Origin of the sequence: Vibrio sp. Isolate33 (assembly GCF_022397895.1) — a bacterium.
Taxonomy (GTDB): domain Bacteria; phylum Pseudomonadota; class Gammaproteobacteria; order Enterobacterales; family Vibrionaceae; genus Vibrio; species Vibrio pomeroyi.
The window spans coordinates 1-635 of record NZ_JAKEUP010000043.1 but is presented as its reverse complement, the minus strand read 5'-3'; the positions used below and the strand labels follow the sequence as shown (position 1 = coordinate 635).

At 43.6% G+C, this 635-nt stretch carries 3 tRNA genes; all 3 read right to left on the bottom strand.

The features are described 5' to 3' along the window. Positions 1 to 301 precede the first annotated feature (301 nt). The 3 genes from L1D37_RS23925 to L1D37_RS23915 all read right to left on the bottom strand — a co-directional run bounded on the left by L1D37_RS23925 (position 302) and on the right by L1D37_RS23915 (position 583). Positions 302 to 377, bottom strand: a tRNA-Val gene (locus tag L1D37_RS23925). A 29-nt stretch (positions 378 to 406) separates the two neighbouring features. After that, positions 407 to 482, bottom strand: a tRNA-Ala gene (locus L1D37_RS23920). Positions 483 to 507: 25 nt separating this feature from the next. Then, positions 508 to 583, bottom strand: a tRNA-Lys gene (locus L1D37_RS23915). Positions 584 to 635: the final 52 nt, after the last annotated feature.

The following is a 635-nucleotide window of genomic DNA, read 5'->3' as shown; positions in this document are numbered from 1 at the left end:
ACCCGAAAGGGTCTTAGTGTATGGCAACTAACCAAGGTTTTTGGTTGTCATTAAGAAGGGTTAATTCTCAATGACTGTTTGCCGGACTCAATGTGATTCAAACGAATTTGAATCGAATACAAGACACTTGAATGTGTTTGTTGTGTTTACCTAAAAGATAAACATTGAGAACTTTTAAATTTGATTGAATTACTCGTAAGTAATCAATCAGTCAGCTTTCCAAATTGTTAAAGAGCAAGAGTTTCAAAGTATTAAACTTTTAACCCATTTTTAAAAACTCTCCGAAAAGAATGCTTAAAGATGGTGGGCGATACCGGGCTCGAACCAGTGACCCCCTGCTTGTAAGGCAGGTGCTCTCCCAACTGAGCTAATCGCCCATAAAAGTTTTAATTCCTTATGGAAGGAATGGTGGAGCTATGCGGGATCGAACCGCAGACCTCCTGCGTGCAAGGCAGGCGCTCTCCCAGCTGAGCTATAGCCCCATATTTTTATTTCCTTGGGAGGAAATGGTGGGTCGTGCAGGATTCGAACCTGCGACCAATTGATTAAAAGTCAACTGCTCTACCAACTGAGCTAACGACCCAATGGTATCCCGTAGGGGAGTCGAACCCCTGTTACCGCCGTGAAAGGGCGGT